General features: G+C 66.1%; 21 protein-coding genes and 1 tRNA gene. 5 read left to right on the forward strand and 17 right to left on the reverse strand.

Translation table 11 applies throughout. The features are described 5' to 3' along the window. Positions 1–35: 35 nt before the first annotated feature. Together DES41_RS24910 and DES41_RS24915 are read left to right on the forward strand one after the other, a co-directional pair. Positions 36–959, forward strand: a complete 924-nt coding sequence (locus DES41_RS24910) for a DMT family transporter (RefSeq protein ID WP_114470352.1) — start codon at positions 36–38, stop codon at positions 957–959. Beyond that, complete coding sequence (locus DES41_RS24915) at positions 959–1567, forward strand: MarC family protein (protein WP_114470353.1); 609 nt, start codon at positions 959–961, stop codon at positions 1565–1567. Before DES41_RS24910 ends, DES41_RS24915 begins: the two co-directional genes overlap by 1 nt. Before the next feature lie 23 nt (positions 1568–1590). Here DES41_RS24915 and DES41_RS24920 read toward each other — a convergent pair whose 3' ends face one another. The 15 genes from DES41_RS24920 to aceA all read right to left on the reverse strand — a co-directional run bounded on the left by DES41_RS24920 (position 1591) and on the right by aceA (position 17180). Next, positions 1591–1995, reverse strand: a complete 405-nt coding sequence (locus DES41_RS24920; protein WP_114470354.1) for a Zn-ribbon domain-containing OB-fold protein — start codon at positions 1993–1995, stop codon at positions 1591–1593. 2 nt (positions 1996–1997) lie between these two features. After that, the gene (locus DES41_RS24925; RefSeq protein WP_114470355.1) at positions 1998–3164 is read right to left on the reverse strand and encodes a thiolase domain-containing protein; all 1167 of its coding nucleotides are present in this window, start codon (positions 3162–3164) and stop codon (positions 1998–2000) included. A 102-nt stretch (positions 3165–3266) separates the two neighbouring features. Beyond that, positions 3267–5027, reverse strand: a complete 1761-nt coding sequence (locus DES41_RS24930) for a dipeptidase (RefSeq protein WP_114470356.1) — start codon at positions 5025–5027, stop codon at positions 3267–3269. Positions 5028–5070: 43 nt separating this feature from the next. Continuing rightward, positions 5071–6009, reverse strand: a complete 939-nt coding sequence (locus DES41_RS24935) for a 2-hydroxyacid dehydrogenase (protein WP_114470357.1) — start codon at positions 6007–6009, stop codon at positions 5071–5073. A gap of 41 nt (positions 6010–6050) precedes the next feature. Further along, positions 6051–7055: a tRNA dihydrouridine(20/20a) synthase DusA gene (gene dusA, locus DES41_RS24940; RefSeq protein ID WP_114470358.1), complete on the reverse strand. Its 1005-nt coding sequence runs from the start codon at positions 7053–7055 to the stop codon at positions 6051–6053. Between the two features lie 481 nt (positions 7056–7536). Then, a tRNA-Pro gene (locus tag DES41_RS24945) sits at positions 7537–7613 on the reverse strand. Positions 7614–7637: 24 nt separating this feature from the next. Beyond that, positions 7638–8099 (reverse strand): MerR family transcriptional regulator, encoded by a 462-nt coding sequence (locus DES41_RS24950; protein WP_114470359.1) that lies wholly within the window; start codon positions 8097–8099, stop codon positions 7638–7640. Between the two features lie 107 nt (positions 8100–8206). Then, positions 8207–8569, reverse strand: coding sequence for an integration host factor subunit alpha (locus DES41_RS24955; RefSeq protein ID WP_170168288.1), 363 nt, complete (start codon positions 8567–8569; stop codon positions 8207–8209). A gap of 10 nt (positions 8570–8579) precedes the next feature. After that, the gene (gene pheT / locus DES41_RS24960) at positions 8580–11006 is read right to left on the reverse strand and encodes a phenylalanine--tRNA ligase subunit beta (RefSeq protein WP_114470360.1); all 2427 of its coding nucleotides are present in this window, start codon (positions 11004–11006) and stop codon (positions 8580–8582) included. Positions 11007–11038: 32 nt separating this feature from the next. Continuing rightward, on the reverse strand, positions 11039–12115 hold the full coding sequence (gene pheS / locus DES41_RS24965) for a phenylalanine--tRNA ligase subunit alpha (protein ID WP_114470361.1): 1077 nt from the start codon (positions 12113–12115) through the stop codon (positions 11039–11041). Between the two features lie 117 nt (positions 12116–12232). Further along, positions 12233–12592 carry a 50S ribosomal protein L20 gene (gene rplT, locus DES41_RS24970; protein WP_056661604.1) on the reverse strand — a complete coding sequence of 120 codons (360 nt, stop codon included), beginning with the start codon at positions 12590–12592 and terminating at the stop codon, positions 12233–12235. 26 nt (positions 12593–12618) lie between these two features. Further along, on the reverse strand, positions 12619–12822 hold the full coding sequence (gene rpmI / locus DES41_RS24975) for a 50S ribosomal protein L35 (protein ID WP_056661607.1): 204 nt from the start codon (positions 12820–12822) through the stop codon (positions 12619–12621). A 155-nt stretch (positions 12823–12977) separates the two neighbouring features. Then, the gene (infC, locus tag DES41_RS24980) at positions 12978–13577 is read right to left on the reverse strand and encodes a translation initiation factor IF-3 (protein ID WP_114470362.1); all 600 of its coding nucleotides are present in this window, start codon (positions 13575–13577) and stop codon (positions 12978–12980) included. Positions 13578–13675: 98 nt separating this feature from the next. Continuing rightward, positions 13676–15583 carry a threonine--tRNA ligase gene (thrS, locus tag DES41_RS24985; protein WP_114470363.1) on the reverse strand — a complete coding sequence of 636 codons (1908 nt, stop codon included), beginning with the start codon at positions 15581–15583 and terminating at the stop codon, positions 13676–13678. A gap of 265 nt (positions 15584–15848) precedes the next feature. Then, positions 15849–17180 carry an isocitrate lyase gene (gene aceA / locus DES41_RS24990; protein ID WP_114470364.1) on the reverse strand — a complete coding sequence of 444 codons (1332 nt, stop codon included), beginning with the start codon at positions 17178–17180 and terminating at the stop codon, positions 15849–15851. A gap of 396 nt (positions 17181–17576) precedes the next feature. On the opposite strand from aceA, the gene DES41_RS24995 reads away from it, so the two are divergent. Beyond that, the gene (locus DES41_RS24995) at positions 17577–18449 is read left to right on the forward strand and encodes a DMT family transporter (protein ID WP_114470447.1); all 873 of its coding nucleotides are present in this window, start codon (positions 17577–17579) and stop codon (positions 18447–18449) included. Here DES41_RS24995 and DES41_RS25000 read toward each other — a convergent pair. Beyond that, the gene (locus DES41_RS25000; RefSeq protein WP_114470365.1) at positions 18436–18930 is read right to left on the reverse strand and encodes an Lrp/AsnC family transcriptional regulator; all 495 of its coding nucleotides are present in this window, start codon (positions 18928–18930) and stop codon (positions 18436–18438) included. The genes DES41_RS24995 and DES41_RS25000 overlap by 14 nt on opposite strands. A gap of 357 nt (positions 18931–19287) precedes the next feature. Here DES41_RS25000 and DES41_RS25005 point away from each other — a divergent pair, with 357 nt between their 5' ends. After that, positions 19288–19728, forward strand: a complete 441-nt coding sequence (locus DES41_RS25005; RefSeq protein ID WP_114470366.1) for an SWIB/MDM2 domain-containing protein — start codon at positions 19288–19290, stop codon at positions 19726–19728. A 55-nt stretch (positions 19729–19783) separates the two neighbouring features. Here the strand turns inward: DES41_RS25005 and DES41_RS25010 are convergent, their stop codons facing one another. Then, complete coding sequence (locus DES41_RS25010) at positions 19784–21484, reverse strand: thiamine pyrophosphate-binding protein (RefSeq protein WP_114470367.1); 1701 nt, start codon at positions 21482–21484, stop codon at positions 19784–19786. Positions 21485–21582: 98 nt separating this feature from the next. Here DES41_RS25010 and DES41_RS25015 point away from each other — a divergent pair, with 98 nt between their 5' ends. Next, positions 21583–22230, forward strand: coding sequence for a TetR/AcrR family transcriptional regulator (locus tag DES41_RS25015; RefSeq protein ID WP_056902267.1), 648 nt, complete (start codon positions 21583–21585; stop codon positions 22228–22230). The last annotated feature ends 93 nt before the right edge of the window (positions 22231–22323 follow it).

A 22323-nucleotide genomic window follows, 5' to 3' on the forward strand; every position in this document is an offset into this window, starting at 1 on the left:
CCCGCGCATGAGGCCCACCGCCACGGGGCAGCACCATGGCAGCCCCGCCGGCTGAACCGGCGGGCGCGCCACCGCCGGCCGGCACGCCGCACCGCCGGGGCGTGGCGGCGCTGCTGCTCGTGACCGTGGTCTGGGGCACGACCTTCCCGGCCATCAAGGCCATGACAGGCGATCTGCAGGCCGTGGAAATCATCGCGCTGCGCTTCGCCGTGGCCTGTGCTGTGCTGTGGCCCTTCCTGCGCGGCATGCGGGGCGAAGAGCTGCGCTGGGGCGGCTGGATGGGCCTCTTGATGTTCGTCGCCACGGCGCTGCAGGTCAGCGGCCTGGCGCTCACCAGCAGCAACCGCAATGCGTTCATCACCGGACTGAACGTGGTGCTGGTGCCCATCATGGCCAGCACACTGGGGCAGCGGCTGGGCTGGCCCGTGCTGGCCGGCGCTGCACTGTCGGTGCTGGGCATGTCGGCCATGTTCTACGAGGCCACACCCTGGGGGCTTGGCGACACGCTGACGCTGGCCAGCGCGTTCTGCTATGGCGCCTATGTGCTGACCTTCGAGCAATGCAGCAAGGCCACGGCGCGGACGGGCCAGCACTGCCGGCCGGAGCGGCTCGCGGCGCTGCAGTCCGTGCTGATGCTGGGCTTGGGCGCGGCGGCGGTGTGCCTGCATCCAGCCGCCGCGCCGGCGACGCTGGCGGCGCGCGCCGACGCGCATGCATGGCCGCTGGTCTACCTCGGGCTGGTGGCCAGCGCGGGCATGGTCTGGCTGCAGGCCTGGGGACAGGCCCGGGTGCGCGCCGTGGAAGCGGCGCTGATGTACAGCCTGGAGCCGGTCTTCGCCGCACTCACTGCCCTCTACTACATCCATGAACGCATGTCGGGCCGCGCGGTGCTGGGAGCTGCGGTCATCGTGCTGGGGGTGATGGTCTCGCAGTGGACTGGCCGGATGCGGAGCGCCTGATGGAACACGACTTCATCTCGGCCTTCATCGTGCTGCTCATCGTCGCCGACCCGTTGGGCAACGTGCCGGTGGTGCTGAGCCTGCTCAAGGACGTGCCGCGGCAACGCCGGCTCTGGGTCATCACGCGCGAATGCGCCATCGCCACCGTCATGCTGCTGCTCTTCATGCTGGGCGGCGATGCGCTGCTCAAGGCCATGCGGCTGAGCCAGGTGGCACTGGAGATCGCCGGTGGCGTGATCCTGTTCCTGATCGCGCTGGGCATGGCCTTTCCGAGCATGGGCGTGACCGTGGCCAGCGCCGAACCCGACGGTGAGCCGCTGCTGGTGCCCTTGGCCATCCCTCTGCTGGCGGGGCCTTCGGCGCTGGCTACCGTGGTGCTGCTGGCCTCGCGCCAGCCGGACCGGGCCTGGTCGTGGACAGCCGCCATCGTGCTGGCCATGGTGGTGGTGTGGGCGGTGCTGGCGTCGGCGCAACGCCTGTCCCGGCGGCTGGGGCCCTCGGGGCTGGTGGCGCTGGAACGCTTCATGGGCCTGCTGCTGGCCGCGATGGCGGTCGAGATGCTGATCTCGGGCGTGCGGCGGGTGATCGCCGCCGCGCCACATGCGTGAGCCGCGGCGCCGGGGTGGTGGCTTCAGCCGGCCGGCTTGAACATCGGCAGCATGGCGCCGCCTTCCGCCGCCTTGAACACCAGCTCCACGCGCTGCCCGATGGCCAGCGCATCGAGGTCGCAATCGACGATGTTGGTCATCATCGTCACACCCTCGTCCAGCCGCACGTAGGCCATGGCGAACGGCACCGGGCCGACGCGGCGGCACACGGTGAAGCTGTAGATCGCACCCTTGCCGGCAGAGGGCTTGAAGGCCGTGCGGTCGGACATGCAGAACGGGCACTGCGTGCGCGGGTACCAATGCGGCTTGCCGCACTCTTCGCAGTGGCGCACCAGCAGCTGGCCGGCGGCGGTGCCGGCCCAGAACTCGGCGTTGTCCGGGTAGACCACGGGAGCGGGCCAGGCGCGGTCTTGTGCAAGCGTGGTCATGTTCAGGCCCTTTCCATGATGAGCGTGGCGCTGCCGTGGCGCGAGCCCAGCAGGCCGCCCGTGCCCTGCGCGAGCGCCAGGCCGCAGTTCTTCACCTGCACGGCGGGGTGCGCCTCACCACGCAACTGACGCACCGCCTCGATGACCTTGGTGATGCCGCCGCGGTTGGCAGGGTGGTTGTTGCACAGGCCGCCGCCATCGGTGTTGACGGGCAGCTTGCCGCTGCCCGAGATCAGGTTGCCGTCGGCCACGAAGCGGCCGCCCTGGCCGCGCTTGCAGAAGCCCAGGTCTTCCAGCTGCATCAGCACGGTGATCGTGAAGCTGTCGTAGATCGAGGCGTACTGGATGTCGGCCGGTGTGACGCCCGCCTCTTCGAACGCGCGCGGGCCGGACCACACGGCGCCCGAGTACGACAGGTCGATGTTCCCGCCCTCCTGCCCCTTGAGTGCCTCGCCCGCGCCGAGCACGTTGACGATGGGGCGCTTCAGGCTGCGCGCGATCTCGGGCCGCGTGACGACCAGCGCACCGCCGCCGTCGCTGACCACGCAGCAATCGAGCTTGTGCAGCGGGTCGGAGATCATGGGCGAGTTGACGACGTCTTCGACCGTCACCACGTCGCGCAGCATGGCGTGCGGGTTGTGCTGGGCGTGGTGGGACATGGCCACCTTGATCCAGGCGAGCTGCTCGGCCGTGGTGCCCCAGTCGTGCATGTGGCGCATGGCCACCATGGCGTACATGTTGACGGTGACCGGGCCGAACGGTGCCTCGAAGGGCTGGTCGGGCAGGTTCGGGCCCCAGTTGCGCGGCTGCGTGCCGCTGGAGGCTTCCGAGCGCGGGCGCCCGGCCAGCGTGATCAGCGCCACGTTGCACTTGCCGGCCGCAATGGCCTGCGCGGCATGGCCCACGTGGGCCAGGTAGGACGAGCCGCCCATGTCGGTCGAGTCCACATGGCGCGGGTGCAGGCCGATGTGGTCGGCGATGTTCAGCGCGCCCAGGCCGGGTGCATCGCCGGCGCAGAAGTAGCCGTCCACGTCGCCGAGCGTGAGGCCGGCATCGAGCAGCGCACCGCGCGCCACTTCGGCGTGCAGCTGGGCCACGGTCTTGTCGGGCGCCTTGCGCGTGGGGTGTTCGTAGGCCCCGACGATGCAGGCCTGGCGTTTGATGCTCATGGGTCGTCTTCTCCCTGGGTCTGACTTTGTTGCAGCGCAGGATCTTCGCAGCGGGGGCGCGGCGCAGCCGTCTCCGTTGGGACAATGCCTGGCCGGTCGCGCCTACTGCATCTGCGGCAGGTTGCCGATGCGCAGCAGCATCTCGGTGAACATCTGCATGTCGGCATCGAGATCCGCGATCTCCTTGAACTCGTTGGCGTTGTGCGCCGTGTACTTCTTGCCCGGCATGGCGGGGCCGAAGTTGATCGCGTTGGGCATCTGCTTGGCCGTGGTGCTGCCCGCGGTGGAGACCGGCGCGGCCGGCAGACCGGTGGTGTCGCCGAAGATGTTGAGCAGGGTCGACAGCCATGCGCCCTTGGGGTCGCGCGCCATCCAGTTGCCCTGGGTGTGGGCCACGTCCACAGCGATGCCGTTGGCGGCACCCCAAGCGCGTACCTTGGCCTGCGTGGCCGTGCTGAGAGCCTCGGGCGTGTTGCCGCGCGGCATGCGCACATTGGCCGTCACCTCGACCTTGCCGGCGTTCTCGCGCACCAGCGTGGGCGAGGCCGTCAGCGGACCCATGAAGGGATCGGCGTAGGCCAGGCCCATCTTGTTGCCCAGGTAGTCCAGGCCGAACAGCTCGGCGATGTAGCGCGTGGCTTGGGCGTAGCCGTTGTCCACGAGCGGCACGCCGGCGCCCTGCAGGAACAGGGCAAGGCGTGGCAGCGGGTTCACGCCTTCTTCGGGGCGCGAGCCGTGGGCCGATGTGCCCGTGACCTTGAGGTCGACGCCATCGGCGCGCGGCGCCACCTCGATGGCGAACTTGCCGCCCTGCGGCGTGTACTGCGGCACGAAGGTGGCGGCGGCGGCCTGCAGCTTGCTGGCCAGCGCGGCCGGATCGGCCGCCTGCAGCCGCGCCGTGGCGGTCTGGGGGATCGCGTTGGCCGATGCGGCGCCCGCCAGCGCCGTGATGGTGGCCGCGCCCGGCGCCGCCGGCCTTGCCGGTGCGACGGTGAAACCGGCGCGCAGCGCGCCCGTGCCCTTCTCGGCCACCACGGCGGGGTAACGGCTGTCGAGCACGATGTTGTACTGGGGCAGCTGTGTGTGCTGCTGGTAGTAGCGGATCGCGTCGCCGCCCGTTTCCTCGGTCGTGTCGACCATGAGGCGGATGGTGCGGGCCAGCGGCAGGCCGCTGTCCTTCACGGCCTTCATGGCGTAGAGCACCGTGGCGATCGAGCCCTTGTCGTCGATGCTGCCGCGGCCGTAGAGAAGGTCACCCGTGGGGCCGCGCACGCGCGTGAGCTTGAACGGGTCGAGCTTGGTGCCATCCTCCAGCACCCATTCGCTGGCCACCACGGGCACCACGTCGGCATGCGTGAGGATGCCGAACTCCTCGCTGCCGATGCCCGGCAGCTTGACCTCGAACACGCGGTTGTCGACGTTGCGGTACTGCAGGCCGAAGTCCGCCGCCATGCGGCCCATGAGCTGGCCGAAGGCGATGATCTGCGGGTCCTCGTGCGGCGGCGTGCTGCCGCGCACCGTGGGCAACGCCACCATGCGCGCCGTGGTGTCGATCACGGCGGCCTGGTTCAGCAGCCGGTTGTGCAGGCCAAGCAGGCGCGCGGCCTGCTGCGCCTCGTCGGCCGTCAGCGCCTCGCGCCGCTGGTAGCGCTGGGCCAAGGGCGCGAGCGCCGGCCGGTCTTGCGCGACCTGCGTCAGGAAAGCCGCGAACGAAGCCGGCACGCGGCCCTGCTGCTGGGCGGCGATCTGGTCGAGTTCGGGCTTCTTGAGCGGGCCGGCGGGCGCCTGGCCGGTGGTGGTGGCACAGCCGGCAGCGGCCAGCACGGCGGCGATGCCTGCCAGGCGGAAAAGGTGAACGAACATGGGGCCTCCTCGGGTCAAGCACCCGAGCTTAGCCCCACCCAGTTCACGGCACGGCGACGGCCACCTGACCCGTGGCGAAGAAGCTGCGCAGGTTCTCCATCACCAGGTCGCCCATGGCTTGGCGCGTCTCGTGCGTGCCGCTGGCCAGGTGTGGCAGCAGCACCGCGTTCTGGCAGGCGATCAGGCGCGCGGGAACGCGCGGCTCGTCCTCGTAGACGTCCAAGCCGGCGCCAGCGATGGTCTTGTTTTCCAGTGCTTCGATCAGCGCCTCTTCGTCCACCACCGTGCCGCGCGCGATGTTGACCAGGAAGCCCTTGGGGCCCAGCGCGGCCAGGATCTCGCGCGAGATCAGGTGGCGCGATTCGGCGCCGCCAGCCGCGGCCACGATCAGGAAATCGGCCCAGCGCGCCAGCCCTTCGAGCGTGGCCTCGTAGCCTTCGACGCCCTCGACCGGCCGGCGGTTGTGGTAGCGCACCTCCATGTCGAAGCCACTCGCGCGGCGTGCAATCACGCGGCCGATGCGGCCCAGGCCGACGATGCCGAGCTTCTTGCCGCTGATGCGCGTGGCCAGCGGGTACGGGCCCTTGAGCCAGTCGCCGCGGCGCAGATAGCGGTCGGAGTCGGTGAAGCGGCGGCCCGCGTCGATGACCAGGCCGAACGCGGTGTCGGCCACGCAGTCGTTGAGCACGTCGGGCGTGTAGCCCACTGGGATGCCGCGCGCGCGGGCGGCGGCCACATCGACCTTGTCGAAGCCCACGCCGAAGCTGGAGATGACTTTGAGGTTCGGCAGCGCGGCGATGGTCGCGCCGTCGATGCCGACGCCGGCGCTCGTGGCCACGCCGACAAAGTTGGCGCCTTCGCGCGCGAGGTAAGCCTTGGGATCGGCCTCACCCGCCAACAGGTGAACGTCGTACTGGGCGGCCAGGGCCTGCTCGGTGGCGGGCAACAACTTGCCGATCTGGAGGATGCGTGGTCGGGTCATGGAACAGAGGTCCGGTCGGTTGAAGAGAGGATGGATGCGGCTCAGGCAGCGTGCGCCGGCTCCGCCGAGGATACGGGAGCATGCGCGATCGCTGCGACCTCGGCCGGCGGCAGCGCTTTCATGCGGTGGTCGCTCCAGACCTGGCGCCAGCGCCGCGCGCCAGGCAGCCCATGGCGCAGGCCCATCATGTGGCGCGCAATGGCGTGCCAGTGCGTGCCATGGGCGCGCGCCTCGCGTTCCATGTAGCGCAGCATTTCTTCTTCCACCCACTCGCGCGTGCGCGCGGGCTCCTCCGGCAGGCCGAAGAAGGCGCGGTCCCATTCGGCCAGCCACCAGGGGTTGTGGTAGGCCTCGCGGCCCAGCATGGCGCCATCGAGCAGCGCCAGCTGCTCGCCCACCTGCGCCGTGGTCTTGAGGCCGCCGTTGATGACGATGGAGAGCCGCGGAAAGTCGCGCTTGAGCCGGTGCACGAGTTCGTAGCGCAGCGGCGGGATGTCGCGGTTCTCCTTGGGCGACAGGCCCTTGAGCCAGGCATTGCGCGCATGAACGATGAAGGTGTTGCAACCGGCTTCGCTGACGGTGCCGACGAAGTCGCGCACGAAGCCGTAGTCCTCGCCCCGGTCGATGCCGATGCGGTGCTTGACGGTAACCGGAATGCCGACCGCGTCGACCATGGCCTTGACGCCATCGGCCACCAGTTGCGGCTCGGCCATCAGGCAGGCGCCGAAAGCACCGCGCTGCACACGCTCGGACGGGCAGCCGCAGTTCAGGTTGATCTCATCGTAGCCCCACTCTTCGCCCAGCCTGGCGCAGTGCGCCAGGTCGGCCGGCTCGCTGCCGCCGAGCTGCAGCGCGACGGGGTGCTCGGCCTCGTCCAGCCGCAGGTGCCGCGCCACATCGCCGTGCAGCAGCGCGCCGGTCGTCACCATCTCGGTGTACAGGCGCGCGCGCCGCGACAGCAGGCGGTGGAAGTAGCGGCAATGGCGGTCTGTCCAATCGAGCATCGGAGCGACGCTGACGTGGGGTGCTTGATTTTTCTCAACCATCGGGATTCGAAAACGGGGAAACACGGAAGAAGCGGCGGACATTTTCCCCGCAGTTCGGCAATCAGGTGCACGGGCAAGAATTGCCACCGCAGCGCGCGGCGTGAGATGACCACGGCGCTGTGCGCAAGCCCTGGAGCGAAGCTGCCATGCGAGGGATGCCTGAAACGTAGCCGGGCTTTGGAGTGGCGAGGAAGCGGATCGGGTTTTGCTTGCGGCGCCGAGGGTGCGAGGCCGACGAGACCCAGGCCGACCCATGCCAGCGAAGCCGTTTCGGGAGACCTCAGCTGCTGCACCACAACGACGGGAAAGTGACGAGGCGCATCTACCGGCGCAAGCGCCTGTTTGGGCCCCGCGCCCGGCGCTATGGAAGCGCGTCAGGACTGAAGACAAGGGCTTTGTCAGGAGTCCTCGAACGTGTCAAACCCAACGAAAAAACGGGCCAGGACTTTTGGTCCTGACCCGTTGATCTGTTTCTTGTTTTTGGTCGGTGTGAAAGGATTCGAACCTTCGACCCCTTGCACCCCATGCAAGTGCGCTACCAGGCTGCGCCACACACCGAAGCCCATGAGTATAGCGGAGGATTCAGGGGATATCGGCGAGCAGCGAGCGAATTTCAAAAAGTTCGCGCCGCACCTGCGCCAGACGCACTGCCGCGCCGACATCGTCGTCGCCGATCAGCAGGTGATCGAATGCTCCGAGGTCGACCTCGTTTGCCGTGAAAACGTCCACGTCTTGTGCGCAAGCAGCATCGACATCGACGCCCGCAAGATCCTCGTGCTGGGGCCGCCCGTGCTGTTCCTGCAGCTTGTTGCGCGCGCCGCTGATCGTGAATCCCTGGTCATACAGGAGGTCGCGGATGCGCCGGATCATCAGCACCTCGTGGTGCTGGTAGTACCGGCGGTTCCCGCGGCGTTTCATGGGCCGCAGCTGGGTGAACTCTTGCTCCCAGTAGCGCAGCACATGGGGCTTGACGCCGCACAGGTCGCCGACTTCACCGATGGTGAAGTAGCGTTTGGCGGGAATCGAAGGGAGGGTGTTGCCCATGAGGAGGGGACGGCTGCGCGAGGGCCGCAAAGGTTACCCCAACGGCGGGCATGCGCCAAGCAACTCGGGAGGGGTAAGGCCTGCGTGCCAGCCCCGAACGCCCAGTCTCAGCCCTGGATCTGGTCCTTCAGCTTGTGGCTGGCGTGGAAAGTGACGACGCGCCGCGCCTTGATCGGAATGGCCTCACCGGTGCGCGGGTTGCGGCCAGGCCGCGGCGCCTTCACACGGATCTGGAAATTGCCGAAGCTGGAGATCTTGACGTCGGTGCCGTTCACCAGACTGGTGGTGACCAGATCGAAGAAGGCATCGATCATCTCTTTGGATTCGCGCTTGTTCAGGCCGATCTGTTCGAACAGCAGTTCGGCCAGTTGCGCCTTCGTCAACGCAGGCGTTTCCAGGCTCTCTACGGAAATTTTCACCGCGTCTCTCCGCTCGTCGTCCATGTCGTCGAAATCAACCTGCGCCTGCATGCGAACCTCCTCAAGTGCGGAGTCGCGCGCCGACACGTTCGCCCAAACTGGCCAGGACGCGCTGCACGCATGACTCGATCTGTTCCTCGGCGAGTGTCGCATCTCCGCCGTTCAACACCAGCCGCACGGCCAGGCTTTTCTCGTCGGTGGCCAGGCTCGCGGGCACGGCCGCCCCGGGCTTGGCACGGTAGACGTCGAAAAGCTCGGCATGCCGCAGCACGCCAGCGGTGGCCGCTGACTGGATCGCGGCCATCAGCGCAGCGTGCGTCACCGACTCCTTGACGACCACCGCGATGTCACGCTCCACATCCTGGAAGCGCGGCACCGGCTGTGCGACAGGCACGGCCTGCGCTTGCACGGCATCCAGTTCCAGCTCGAAGAGAACGGGCGCATGTGGCAGTTCCCAGGACTGCCGCCAGCGCGGATGCAACTCGCCGACCACGCCAATGGCGCGGCCATCGAGCAGCACGCGCGCGGCACGGCCAGGATGCAGCGCCGGATGCTCGGCGGCCTCGAACACCACACGCCGCGGCGCCAGCAAGGCCTCTACATCGCCTTTGACGTCGTAGAAGTCGACGCGTTGACCTTTTCGCGACCAGTCCATGCTCTCGGCATCGCCGAAGGCCAGACCGGCAACGCGCATGGGCTGGTGGATGCCTTGCACGGTGGCGTCGGTGGTGGCCACCGTCGCATCGCGCAGGAACACGCGACCGAGCTCGAACACGCGCACGCGACTGGCACGGCGGTCCAGATTGAACTTGAGCACCTGCAGCAGCGAGCCGATCAGCGACGAGCGCATCACGCTCATGGGGCTCGCGATCGGATTGAGCAGCGTGATCGGGTTGGCGTTGCCATGCAGGTCGCGCTCCCACGCACTCTGCACGAAGCTGAAGTTGATGGTTTCCTGGTAGCCCAGGGCGGCCACACGTCGGCGCACGGCGAAACGGCTGCTGCGCGACTCTGGCAGAACACGGGCCGTGATGGGCGCCAGCGGCGGCGTGGTCGGCAGGCTTTCGTAGCCGATCAGGCGCGCCACCTCCTCAATCAGGTCTTCCTCGATCAGCAGGTCGAAGCGGTGCGGCGGCGGCGTCACGGTCAGTACGCCCTCACCCTCCTCCAGCGGGAAGGCGAGGCGGCGCAGCGCAGCGGCACAGTCGGCTTGCGTCAGTGGCATGCCGATCACGCGCGCGGCCCGCGCCACACGCAGCTGTACGGGCTTTTGGGCGGGCAGCTGCAGCGTCTGGTCGTCGATGGGGCCGGCTTCGCCGCCACAAATCTCCAGCACCAGTTGTGTGATGCGCTCGATGGTCTGCACCGTGCGGCTCGGGTCCACGCCGCGCTCATAACGGTGGCCCGCATCGGTGGAGAAGTTGAAGCGGCGCGAACGGCCCTGGATCGCCTCCGGCCACCAAAAGGCGGCCTCGATGTAGATGTTGCGTGTGTCGTCCGACACGGCGGTGGCGTCGCCACCCATGATGCCGGCCAGCGACTCGACGGTCTGCGCATCGGAGATCACGCCGACCTTGGCGTCCAGCGCCACGGTGTTGCCGTTGAGCAGCTTGAGCTGCTCGCCTTCGCGGCCCCAGCGCACCACCAGGCCGCCGTGGATCTTGTCCAGGTCGAACATGTGCGAGGGCTGGCCGGCCTCGAACATCACGTAGTTGGAGATGTCCACCAGCGGCGAGACGCTGCGCTGGCCGCAGCGGGCCAGGCGCTCGACCATCCAGGCCGGCGTGGTGGCGCCCGTATTGACCCCGCGCACGATGCGGCCCGAGAAGCGGCCGCACAGCTCGGGCGCCTCCACCCGCACGGGCAGGCGGTCGTCGATGCGTGGAACGACGGCCGCGGGCTCGGTCACGGTGAGCGGAGCGCCGGTCAGGGCCGACAGTTCGCGCGCCACACCGTACACCGACAAGCCGTGCGCCAGGTTGGGCGTGAGCTTGAGGGTGAGCAGCATGTCGTCCAGGCCGAGGTACTCGCGGATGTCCTGGCCCAGCGGCGCATCTTCCGCGAGTTCGAGCAGGCCGCCGTGGTCTTCGCTCAGTTGGAGTTCGCGGGCCGAGCACAGCATGCCCTGGCTCTCGACACCGCGCAGCTTGCCCAGCTTGATGCGGAACGGCTGGTCACCGTCACCGGGCGGCAGCTCTGCGCCGACCAGCGCGCAAGGCACCTTGATGCCGACACGCGCGTTGGGCGCACCGCACACGATGTTGAGCAGCTGCGGCTGGCCGACATCCACCTGGCACACGCGCAGGCGGTCGGCGTTCGGGTGCTGGACGGCTTCCTTGATCTCGCCGACGACGATCTTGCTGAACGGCGGCGCGACGGGGCGGCGCTCCTCGACCTCCAGGCCGCCCATGGTCAAGGTTTCGGCCAGCTCAGCGCTGCCGATGGGCGGATTGCAGAAGGCGCGCAGCCAGGACTCTGGGAATTGCATCGTTGTTCTCGTCTATTCGGAAAGCGGCGGGGTCACTGGAACTGCGACAGGAAGCGCAGATCGCCGTCGAAGAACAGCCGCAGGTCGTTCACGCCGTAGCGCAGCATGGTCAGCCGATCCGGGCCCATGCCGAAAGCGAAGCCGATGTAGCGCTCGGGGTCCAGGCCCATGTTGCGCACCACGTTCGGGTGCACCTGGCCGGAGCCCGCAACCTCGAGCCAGCGGCCGGCCAGCGGGCCGCTTTGGAACTGGATGTCGATCTCGGCGCTGGGCTCGGTGAACGGGAAGAAGCTCGGGCGAAAGCGCAGCACCAGGTCGTCGCTCTCGAAGAACGTGCGGCAGAAGTCGGTGAACACGACCTTGAGGTCCTTGAAGCTCACGTTCTCGCCCAGCCACAGGCCTTCGCACTGGTGGAACATCGGCGAGTGCGTGGCATCGCTGTCCACGCGGTAGGTGCGGCCCGGCGCGATCACGCGGATCTCGGGCGCCTTGGTCTGGCCGCTGGCGTCGGCAGCTGCAGCCTCGAAGGTGGCCGCATGCTTGCGGATGTGCTGGTGGGCATAGCGCACCTGCATCGGGCTGGTGTGCGGCCGCAGGTTATAGGGAATGCCGTCCTCGCCCTGAATGTCCACGTAGAACGTGTCCTGCATCGAGCGCGCCGGGTGGTTGGGCGGGTTGTTCAGCGAGGTGAAGCTGTGCCAGTCGCTCTCGATTTCGGGGCCGTCAGCGACGTCGAACCCCATGCTCGCGAAGATGGCCTCGATGCGCTCCAGCGTGCGCGAGACCGGATGCAGGCCGCCGGCGCCGCGCTGGCGCCCGGGCAGCGTCACGTCCAGCGCCTCGGCCTTGAGCTGCAGTGTCAATTCGGCATCCGCCAGGCCCTGGCGCGCAGCGCCCAACGCCGACTCGATCGCCTGCTTGGCTTGGTTGATCGCCGCGCCGCGCGTCTTCTTCTCGTCCACGCTGAGCGTGCCCATGCCCTTCATGAGCTCGGTCAAGCGACCGGACTTGCCCAGGAAGCGCGCCTTGGCGTTCTCCAGGTCGGCCGGCGTGGCGGCAGCGGTGAAGTCCTCGCGCGCTTGCGCGACGATGGCATCCAAATCGTTCATGGGAATTCTTGGCAAATGAAAAAGGGGCCGAGACTCCTGCAGGAAATCCCGGCCCCTGAGGTCCTGAGCGGTGGTGGATGAACGCCAAGCCCGAAGGCCGGTTCACCCGCGTGGCACTCAGGCCGCCAGCTTGGCCTTGACCTGCTCGACGATGCCGGCAAAAGCGGCCTTGTCGTGCACGGCGATGTCGGCCAGCATCTTGCGGTCGATCTCGATGGAAGCCTTCTTCAGGCCGTTGGCGAACTGGCTGTAGGTCAGGCCCAGTTCACGTGCAGCGGCATTGATACGGGCGATCCACAGCTGACGGAACACGCGCTTCTTGGTACGACGGTCACGGTAGGCGTACTGGCCCGCCTTCATCACCGCCTGCTTGGCGATGCGGAAGACGTTACCGCGGCGACCGCGGAAACCCTTGGCGAGCTTCAGAACTTTCTTGTGACGTGCGCGGGCGGTAACACCACGTTTGACGCGAGGCATAAATTACTCCTTGTTCGTCCGTTAGATCAGATGCCGCGGCCGGGCAGCATCTGCGCCATCGAGGCCATATTGGTCTCGTGCACAGTCACCGCACCACGCAGTTGGCGCTTGTTCTTGGTGGTCTTCTTCGTCAGGATGTGACGCTTGAAGGCTTGACCGCGCTTGACGGTGCCACCGGGACGAACGCGGAAGCGTTTCTTCGCTGCGCTCTTGGTCTTCATTTTGGGCATGTGCATGCTCCTTCTTGGTTGTGCTCGTGAGGCGCCAGAAACCGATTCCGGACTTGTTGGCCCCGAGCCACTTTTGTTGCGAAGGCCTTGCGGCCTTCGCGTTCACCACCTGCAGGCGACCAACCCGCCGGCGCTGAATTCTTGGTTTGCCTGCCTCAGGGCGCTGCGCTGGGCGCAGCCTCTGCGGCGGGCTTGACAGCCGCGACCGGCTTCTTGCGGGCCGGCGCGATCATCATGATCATCTGGCGGCCTTCCAACTTGGGAAACTGCTCGACGATGATCAGGTCCTGCAGGTCATTGCGGATGCGCTGCAGCAGCGCCATGCCCAATTCCTGGTGCGTGATCTCGCGGCCACGAAAACGCAGCGTGATCTTGCACTTGTCACCTTCGGCCAGAAAGCGCCGGATGTTGCGCATCTTGATGTTGTAGTCGCCATCGTCCGTACCGGGACGGAACTTGACTTCCTTGATCTCGATGACCGTCTGCTTGGCTTTCGCGTCGGCCGCCTTCTTCTGCTCTTGGTATTTGAACTTGCCGTAGTCCATCAACCGGCAGACAGGCGGGTTCGCCGCGGCGACGACCTCGACGAGGTCCACGTCCAGCTCGCCCGCCATGCGCAAGGCTTCAGCCAAGCTCACGACCCCCAAGGGTTCGTTCTCAGGGCCGGTGAGACGCACCTCCGGGGCCATGATTTCCCGGTTCAGGCGGTGCTTGCGTTCTTCGCGGTGACGACGGTCACGAAAATCAGTAGCGATGGCTCAATCCTTCAACATCAAACGCTATGTTTAAAATAGCAACAGCCGCCATGTACGTGCGGCCAAAACTGAACAATGGGTCTTGCCTGACCCCGCATTCATGCCTTGGAAGCGATGTCGGCGACAAGCTTCGCTTGGAAGTCTTGTAGCGGCATCACACCGAGGTCCAGATTGCCTCGGGCACGCACTGCGACGGCACCGGCTTCCCGTTCTTTGTCACCCACGACAAGGATGTAAGGAAGCTTTTGCATCGAATGCTCCCGTATTTTACGGGTAATCTTCTCGTTGCGCAGATCAAGCTCTACCCTAAACCCTTGATCCAGCAGCGTTTTGGCAACACTCCGTGCATAGTCTGCCTGTCCGTCCGTGATGTTGAGGACGGAAACCTGCTTCGGGGCGAGCCATGCAGGCAGTGCGCCAGCGTGCTGTTCGATCAGGATGCCGATGAAACGCTCCAGGCTGCCGACGATGGCCCGGTGCAACATGATGGGCCTGTGGCGTGCACCGTCCTCGCCCACGAAGTCGGCATCCAGCCGCTCCGGCAGGTTCGGATCCACCTGGATCGTTCCGCATTGCCACTGGCGGCCCAGCGCGTCTTTCAGCACGTACTCGATCTTGGGGCCGTAAAAGGCTCCCTCGCCGGGCAGGTATTCGAATTCGCAACCGGAGGCGCGCAGACCGTCGGCCAATGCGGCCTCGGCCTTGTCCCAGCTCTCCTCGGTGCCGATCCGTTTCTCGGGGCGCGTGGACAGCTTGTAGAGGATCTCCGTGAAACCGAAATCCTTGTAGACCTTCTGCAGGAGCGTCGTGAAAGCCGTGACCTCGCCCTGGATCATGTCCTCCGTGCAGAAGATATGACCATCGTCCTGCGTGAAGCCACGCACGCGCATGATGCCGTGCAGGCCACCCGTGGGCTCGTTGCGGTGGCAGTTGCCGAACTCGCCATAGCGCAGCGGCAAGTCACGGTAGCTCTTGATGCCCTGCTTGAAGATCAGGATGTGGCCTGGGCAGTTCATCGGCTTGAGTGCGTAGTCGCGCTTCTCCGATTCCGTGACGAACATGTTCTCGCGGTACTTGTCCCAGTGTCCCGTCTTCTCCCACAGGCCCTTGTCCAAGATCTGCGGACCCTTGACCTCTTCGTAGCCGTTGTCGCGGTAGACACGGCGCATGTACTGCTCGACCTCCTGCCACAGCGTCCAGCCCTTGGGATGCCAGAACACCATGCCGGGAGCGTGGTCGTCGATGTGGAACAGGTCGAGTTCGCGCCCAAGCTTGCGGTGGTCGCGCTTTTCGGCTTCCTCCAACATCGTCAGGTACTGCTGCAGTTCGTCTTTGCTAGCCCAGGCCGTGCCGTAGATGCGTTGCAGCATCTCGTTGCGGTGGTCGCCGCGCCAGTAGGCACCGGCCACCTTCATGAGCTTGAAGAAGCGCAGCTTGCCCGTGCTGGGCACGTGCGGGCCGCGGCACAGGTCTTCAAACTTGCCTTCGCGGTACAGCGACACATCTTCGTTGGCCGGGATGCTGGCAATGATCTCGGCCTTGTAGTGCTCGCCCAAGCTCTTGAAATAGGCCACGGCTTCGTCGCGCGGCAGCACGCGGCGCACCACGGGCTCGTCCTTGGCGGCGAGCTCTCCCATCTTCTTCTCGATGGCCACCAGATCCTCGGGCGTGAACGGTCGCTTGTACGAGAAGTCGTAGTAGAAGCCGTTCTCGATGACCGGACCAATGGTGACCTGCGCCTCGGGAAACAACTCCTTCACGGCATAGGCCAGCAAGTGGGCCGTTGAATGGCGGATCACTTCCAGGCCATCGGCGTCCTTGGCCGTCACGATGGACAGCGCGCTGTCGGCCGCGATCTGGTGATTCGTATCGACGACCTTGCCGTTGATCTTGCCGGCCAAGGCCGCCTTGGCCAGGCCGGAGCCGATCGACGCGGCGACTTCGGCCACCGTGACAGGACCGGGGAACTCGCGCTGCGAACCGTCGGGAAGCGTGATGTGGATCATGGATTCAATGCTCATCAGGGTGGAGAACGATGCGCCAACAAAAAAGCGCGGAACACGTCCGCGCTTTTCTGGTGGGGGATGCAAGCAGGCAGGCGCGAACGGCGGCCTCAACGGCCGGTGGAGGTCTCCGTCGTAGTTCGCGGTGTCATAACCAGCATGCCTTTCTCGCCCTTGTTCGTGGAAGCAAAGCCGCCATTCTAGCGGCCCGAATGAAAAAGGGCCCCGGCAGCTTCCTGCCGGAGCCCTGTCTCCTCGACCTGCAGGATCAGTGGAACTGTTCTTCTTCGGTCGACCCGGTCAGTGCCTTGACGCTGGATGAACCACCCTGGATCACCGTGGTCACATCGTCGAAGTAACCGGCGCCGACTTCCTGCTGGTGCGACACGAAGGTGTAGCCCTGCTCGCGCGCCGCGAATTCCGGCTCCTGCACCATTTCCACATAGTGCTTCATGCCTTCGCCGCGGGCATAGGCGTGGGCGAACTTGAAGGTGTTGTACCAGTTGACGTGGATGCCGGCCAGCGTGATGAACTGGTACTTGTAGCCCAGCGCGGACAGCTCGTCCTGGAACTTGGCGATCGTCTTGTCGTCCAGGTTCTTCCTCCAATTGAACGACGGCGAGCAGTTGTACGACAGCAGCTTGCCCGGGCTCTTGGCATGCACGGCCTGCGCGAACTCACGGGCGAAGCCCAGGTCCGGCGTGCCGGTCTCGCACCACACCAGGTCGGCGTAGGGAGCGTAGGCCACGCCGCGGCTGATGGCCTGCTCCAGACCGTTCTTGACGCGGTAGAAACCTTCCTGCGTGCGCTCACCGGTCAGGAACGGCTTGTCGTTGGCATCGTGGTCGGAGGTGATCAGGTTGGCCGCCTCAGCATCGGTGCGTGCCAGCACGATCGTGGAGACACCCATGACATCGGCAGCGAAGCGCGCGGCGATGAGCTTCTCGCAGGCTTCGTGCGTCGGCACCAGCACCTTGCCGCCCATGTGGCCGCACTTCTTGACCGCGGCCAGTTGGTCTTCGAAGTGCACGCCCGCGGCACCGGCCGCGACCATGTTCTTCATGAGTTCGAAAGCGTTCAGCACGCCGCCGAAACCGGCCTCCGCATCGGCCACGATCGGCAGGAAGTAGTCGATGAACTCCTTGTTGCCCGGCTCGATGCCACGGCCCCACTGGATCTCGTCGGCGCGCTTGAAGGTGTTGTTGATGCGGCGGACCATGGTCGGGACCGAGTCGTAGGCGTACAGCGACTGGTCGGGGTACATGGTCTCGGAGGTGTTGCCGTCTGCGGCCACTTGCCAACCAGACAGGTACACGGCCTCCAGGCCTGCCTTTGCCTGTTGCATGGCCTGGCCGGCAGAGATTGCGCCGAAGGCGTTCACGTAGCCCTTCTTGGCGCCACCGTTGATCTTGTCCCACAGCTTCTCTGCGCCGCGCTTGGCCAAGGTGTATTCGATCGGCAGCGAACCGCGCAGGCGCACCACGTCGGCGGCGCTGTATCCGCGCTTGACACCCTTCCAGCGCGGATTGGTCGCCCAGTCCTTCTCGAGGGCGGCGATCTGCTGTTCACGGCTGAGTTGTTCGGTCACGGATTGGGGCATGGAAGTTCTCCAGAACGTTGATGGGATGCGTGAATTCTATGTCTTATATAAGACCTGATTCTTCTCATGTGTCTTATAGAAGACAAGAAAATATTCTTTTGAAAACAATTAGTTAGATTTTCGTTTTCACAATAAGGAAACAAGAACTTCATCCCGAAAACCCATGCGAACATGCCGGCGGACAACTTTCCGCATGACGAAACGTCATCTCGATGACGCAGGCAGCCATCTGAACCACGCACAGTTAGCGGCATGCCTTGCGGCGACGGCCAGCCCGCCTCCGCCCCTCGCCACCGCGCATGGGCCATGATGCGTGGCTGTACGCCGCACCCACGAGATGAGCCCGTGACCCCCTCTTCCAATCGCCTGGCAGCCAGCGCCTGCCTCGCCGCCAGCATGACCCTGGTCGGCAGCTATGTCGCCCTGTCCAAACCGCTCGCCGCAGCCTTCCCGGTGTTGCTGCTGGCGTGGCTGCGGTTTGGCATCGCCGCGGTCGCCATGCTTCCCTGGCTGCGCAAGCCAGCCCACGAGCCACCGATGCCGCTCGGCATTCGCCGTCTCGTGTTCCTGGAATCCTTCCTCGGCAACTTCCTGTTCTCCATCTGCATGATCTATGGCGTCAGCATGACCAGCGCCGTGTCTGCAGGCGTGGTCATGGCGGCCATCCCGGCCGCCGTGGCTGTCGCGAGCTGGCTGCTGCTGCGCGAGCGCGTCACGGGCCGCACCTGGGCAGCCGTCGCCTGCGCCGTGGTCGGCATCGGCCTGCTGGGCATTGCCAAGCCCAGCCATGGCGCACCAGACGGCAGCAGCCAGCAGGACAACGCCCTGCTGGGCCATCTGCTGCTGTTCGCAGCGGTGCTGTGCGAGGCCGCATATGCAGTCATCGGCAAGAAGCTGACCGGCAGCCTGGGGCCCAAGCGCATCAGCGCACTGATCAATCTCTGGGGGCTGGTGCTTGCCACGCCGTTCGGCCTGTACTTCGCCGCGCAATTCGACTTTGGCGCCGTCAGCGCGGGGCTCTGGGTCCTGCTGGTGTTCTACGCGCTGGCCGCCAGCATCTGGACCGTATGGCTCTGGATGACCGGCCTGCGGTCCATCCCGGCGGCGCAGGCCGGTGTGTTCAGTGTGTTGCTGCCTGTCAGCGCCGCGCTGACAGGTGTACTCGCGCTCGGCGAGCGCATGGGCAGCCTGGAGTTGCTGGCGCTCGCCATCGCGCTGGTCGGCGTGGCGCTCGCCACACTGCCCGGGCGCGCGGTCAGCGATCTTTGAGGCGGTGCGCCGCGGGGCGCACGTTCTCCTGCCGCGCGGGCAGCACTGGCGCATGCTCGCGCGGCGCGTTCAGGACGATGGAGGTCGAGGTGTCCGCCAGCACGCAGAACTTGCTGACCACCGCATCCAGGTGCGGCACATCGATCACGGCGATCTCCAGCACCCAGCTGTCCTCGCCGGTCACGTTGAAGGCATTGATGACCTCGGGCGTCTGCTCGATGAGCTTGACCACGCGCGCGTACTCGGCCCTTCCGACCCGCACCAGCGCACGGATACCGTAGCCAAGACGCGACAGATCGAGCTCGGCACGGTAGGCCTTGATGACCCCTGCAATCTCGAGCTTGCGCACCCGCTCCGTGACAGCAGGCTGGCTCAGATGCACCCTGCGGCCGAGCTCGGCCATGGTCATGCGGGCATCTCGCTGCAGCTCCGCAAGGATCTTGTCGTCGTACGCGTCGAGCGCATGGGCTTCAGCAATCATCGGAAATACTTTTGAGGATTGAAGTCGATCGCAATTGTACTTATCGAGAATTTAGTACGTCGACGATTCTCTTTTCCGAGCGAACGTCGCCCCAGGCGAATCGCCGCTTCTGCGCCAGCGGCGCCACGCGCTCCTCGCCTGAACACACACCACAAACCACCTCGCGCATGCTGCGCGATGCACTCGCCAGCGCCCGCATCGCACAGCGTGTTGGCACGCGAAAAATCCTCTGCCCACACAGCGAAAAAGGGGTCTCTCTCTCTTGGAAAGGCGTTTCTTCTCCATTAGCATCCGCTCTGCCAGTGAGGAAGGTTTTTTTCGCTGGTGACAACGCAACACCAAAAAGGAATCTCAATCATGGCAACTGCGAAGAAAGCGCCCGCGAAAGCGGCTCCGGCAAAGAAGGCGGCCCCGGCCGCGGCGAAGAAGGCTCCGGCAGCGAAGAAGGCCGCCGCTCCCGCCAAGAAGGCAGCGGCTCCGGCGAAGAAGGCCGCCGCCCCCGCCAAGAAGGCAGCTCCGGCCAAGAAGGCCGCCGCCCCCGCCAAGAAGCGCGCCGTCAACGCCGCCTTCATGAAGGCCTTGACGCCCAGCGCCGCCCTGGCTGGCGTGGTCGGTGCAGCACCGATGCCGCGCACCGAAGTGGTCAGCAAGCTGTGGGTCTACATCAAGAAGAACAAGCTGCAGGACAGCGTCAACAAGCGCATGATCAACGCCGACGCCAAGCTGAAGGAAGTCTTCGGCAAGGCCCAGGTGTCCATGTTCGAGATGGCCGGCCTGATCGGCAAGCATCTCAAGTAAGACGGCCCTCGCCGTCTCTTGCAAGGCCGGCTCTGCCGGCCTTTTCCTTTGGTGCTCAGGCTTTGCCGACCTTCTTCAGCGCAGCCTGCGTGATCGCGCTCAGCGTCCCGCGCGTGGTGATGACTTCAGGGTCCAGCACCGCCTCGATCAGCGTGCCGTTCGGCCGCTCCAGCGCTGCCAGCAATTGCGCCTCGAACTCGTCGGTCCGCGTGATGCGCACGCCGGCATAGCCATAGGCCTCGGCCAGTTTCACGAAGTCGGGGTTCGCCAGCGCCGTACCGCTCACGTTCTTCGGGTACTCGCGTTCCTGGTGCATGCGGATGGTGCCGAACATGCCGTTGTTGAGCAGCAGCACGATGCTCTTGGCGCCGCACTGCGCGGCCGTGGCGAGTTCCTGCCCGTTCATGAGGAAGTCGCCATCGCCGGCGATCGTGAAGGCCGTGCGGCCGGTCGTGATGGCGGCTGCGATCGCGGCCGGAACCCCATAGCCCATCGCGCCGTTGGTCGGTGCCAGCTGCGTCTTGTGGCCCTTGGCCAGGCCATGGTGGCGGAAGAACCGGTGCATCCAGCTGGCGAAGTTGCCGGCGCCGTTGGTCACCACCGCATCGGCCGGCAGGTGCTTTTGCAGCAGGCCCACGATGGCGGGCATGTCGATGTCGCCCGGCAGGGCCTGGGGCTTCAGGTTCTCCAGGTAGTCGGCGTTGGCCGACTGGGTCCATTCCTCCCAGGGCAGGCTGGTCGGCGCCGTCAACACCTCGAGCGAGCGCGCCGCCGCGTTCATCGTGGCGTTGATCGCCAGGTCGGCCTGATAGACGCGGTTGAGCTCCTCGGCGCTGGCGTGAATGTGTACGAGCTTCTGCTTGCTGCGCGGCGCCTCGATCAGCGTGTAGCCGCCGGTCGTCATCTCGCCCAGCCGCGGGCCGATGGCCAGGATCAGGTCGCTGTCCTTCACGCGCTGCGCGAGCTTGGGATTGAGGCCGATGCCGATGTCGCCGGCGTACTGCGCGTGCCAGTTGTCGAAGGTGTCCTGGAAGCGGAAGGCGTTGCCCACCGGCAGCTTCCAGTTCTCGGCAAAGCGCTGCAACGCCTGCGCCGACTGCGGCGTCCAGCCGCTGCCGCCAGCGATCACCAGCGGCTTCTTCGCCGCCAGCAGCATCTCGCGCAGCGTGCGCAACGCACCCGGGTCGCTCCACGCCTGCACCGCCTCCACGCGCGGCAGCGGCGCCACGTCGACCTCCTGCACCAGCATGTCCTCGGGCAGGGCCAGCACCACAGGGCCCGGCCGGCCGTTCATGGCGGTCGCGAACGCGCGCGCCACGTACTCGGGGATGCGCCGCGCGTCGTCGATGCGCTCCACGCGCTTGGCGAAACCCTTGGTGCTGGGACCGAAGAAGCTCTGGTAGTCGACCTCCTGGAACACCTCGCGGTCGCGCGAGTCGCTGGCCACGTCGCCGACGAACAGCACCATGGGCGTGGAATCCTGGAAGGCCGTGTGCACGCCGATGGAGGCATTCGTTGCGCCGGGCCCGCGTGTCACGAAGCAAACGCCAGGCCTGCCGGTGAGCTTGCCATGGGCCTCGGCCATGAAGGCGGCGCCGCCCTCTTGCCGGTTGATGACGAACTGGATGCGGTCGCCGTAGGCGTGGAAGCCGTCCAGCGCCGCGAGATAGCTCTCGCCCGGCACGCCGAACACATGGCTCACGCCCTGCTCGACCAGACACTGCACCAACAAATGACCCGCGATCTGTTTGCTCATGGAATTCCTGTGGGAAGCTGTTGCGAAAGACGGCGGCCATTATGGGCCGTGGCCCGAGCGGGCTTGCTTTTATTCACCACCCAGTTAATTATCAGGACATGAGTGCCACCCCCACGCCTCTCGAGCCGCGCACCCGCGACGCCGACCGCTCACAGTTGATCATCCTGGATGCCGCGCGCGAGGAGTTCGCGCGCTACGGCCTCGCCGGCGCCCGCGTGGACCGCATCGCCGAGCGCGCCGGCATCAACAAGCGCCTGATCTACTACTACTTCGAGAGCAAGGACGGCCTGTTCCTGGCCGTCCTCGAGCAGACCTACCTGGACATCCGCGAGGCCGAGAAGCAACTGCACCTGGAGGAGTTGCCGCCGGCCCAGGCCATCCGCCGGCTCACCGAGTTCACCTGGGACTACTACCTCGCCCACCCCGAGTTCCTGACCCTGCTCAACAGCGAGAACCTGCACCGGGGCGCCCACCTGGCGGAGTCGGCACGGGTGCGCGAGATGAACTCGCCGCTGATCGACACGCTGGCCCAGATCCTGGAGCGCGGCCGCGCCGAAGGCCTGTTTCGCGGCGGCATCGACCCGTTGCAGCTGTACGTCTCCATTGCCGGCATGGCGTACTTCTACCTGTCCAACCAGCACACGCTGCGCGCCGTGTTCGGCCGCGACCTCATGACGCCCAAGGCGCAGCACGAGCGCCTCTCCCACATGTGCGAGGTCGTCCTAGGGTATGTACTTAGAAGCTGAGCACGGGCGTGCGTTGACGTCGGCGCAAACGGGTTTCTAGAATGCAGTAATTCACCATTTGGTGAAAACATCCACCAAGATCCGGAGACCCGA

It is taken from the genome of Pseudorhodoferax soli (genome assembly GCF_003337555.1).
In the GTDB taxonomy this organism is placed as follows: domain Bacteria; phylum Pseudomonadota; class Gammaproteobacteria; order Burkholderiales; family Burkholderiaceae_C; genus Pseudorhodoferax; species Pseudorhodoferax soli.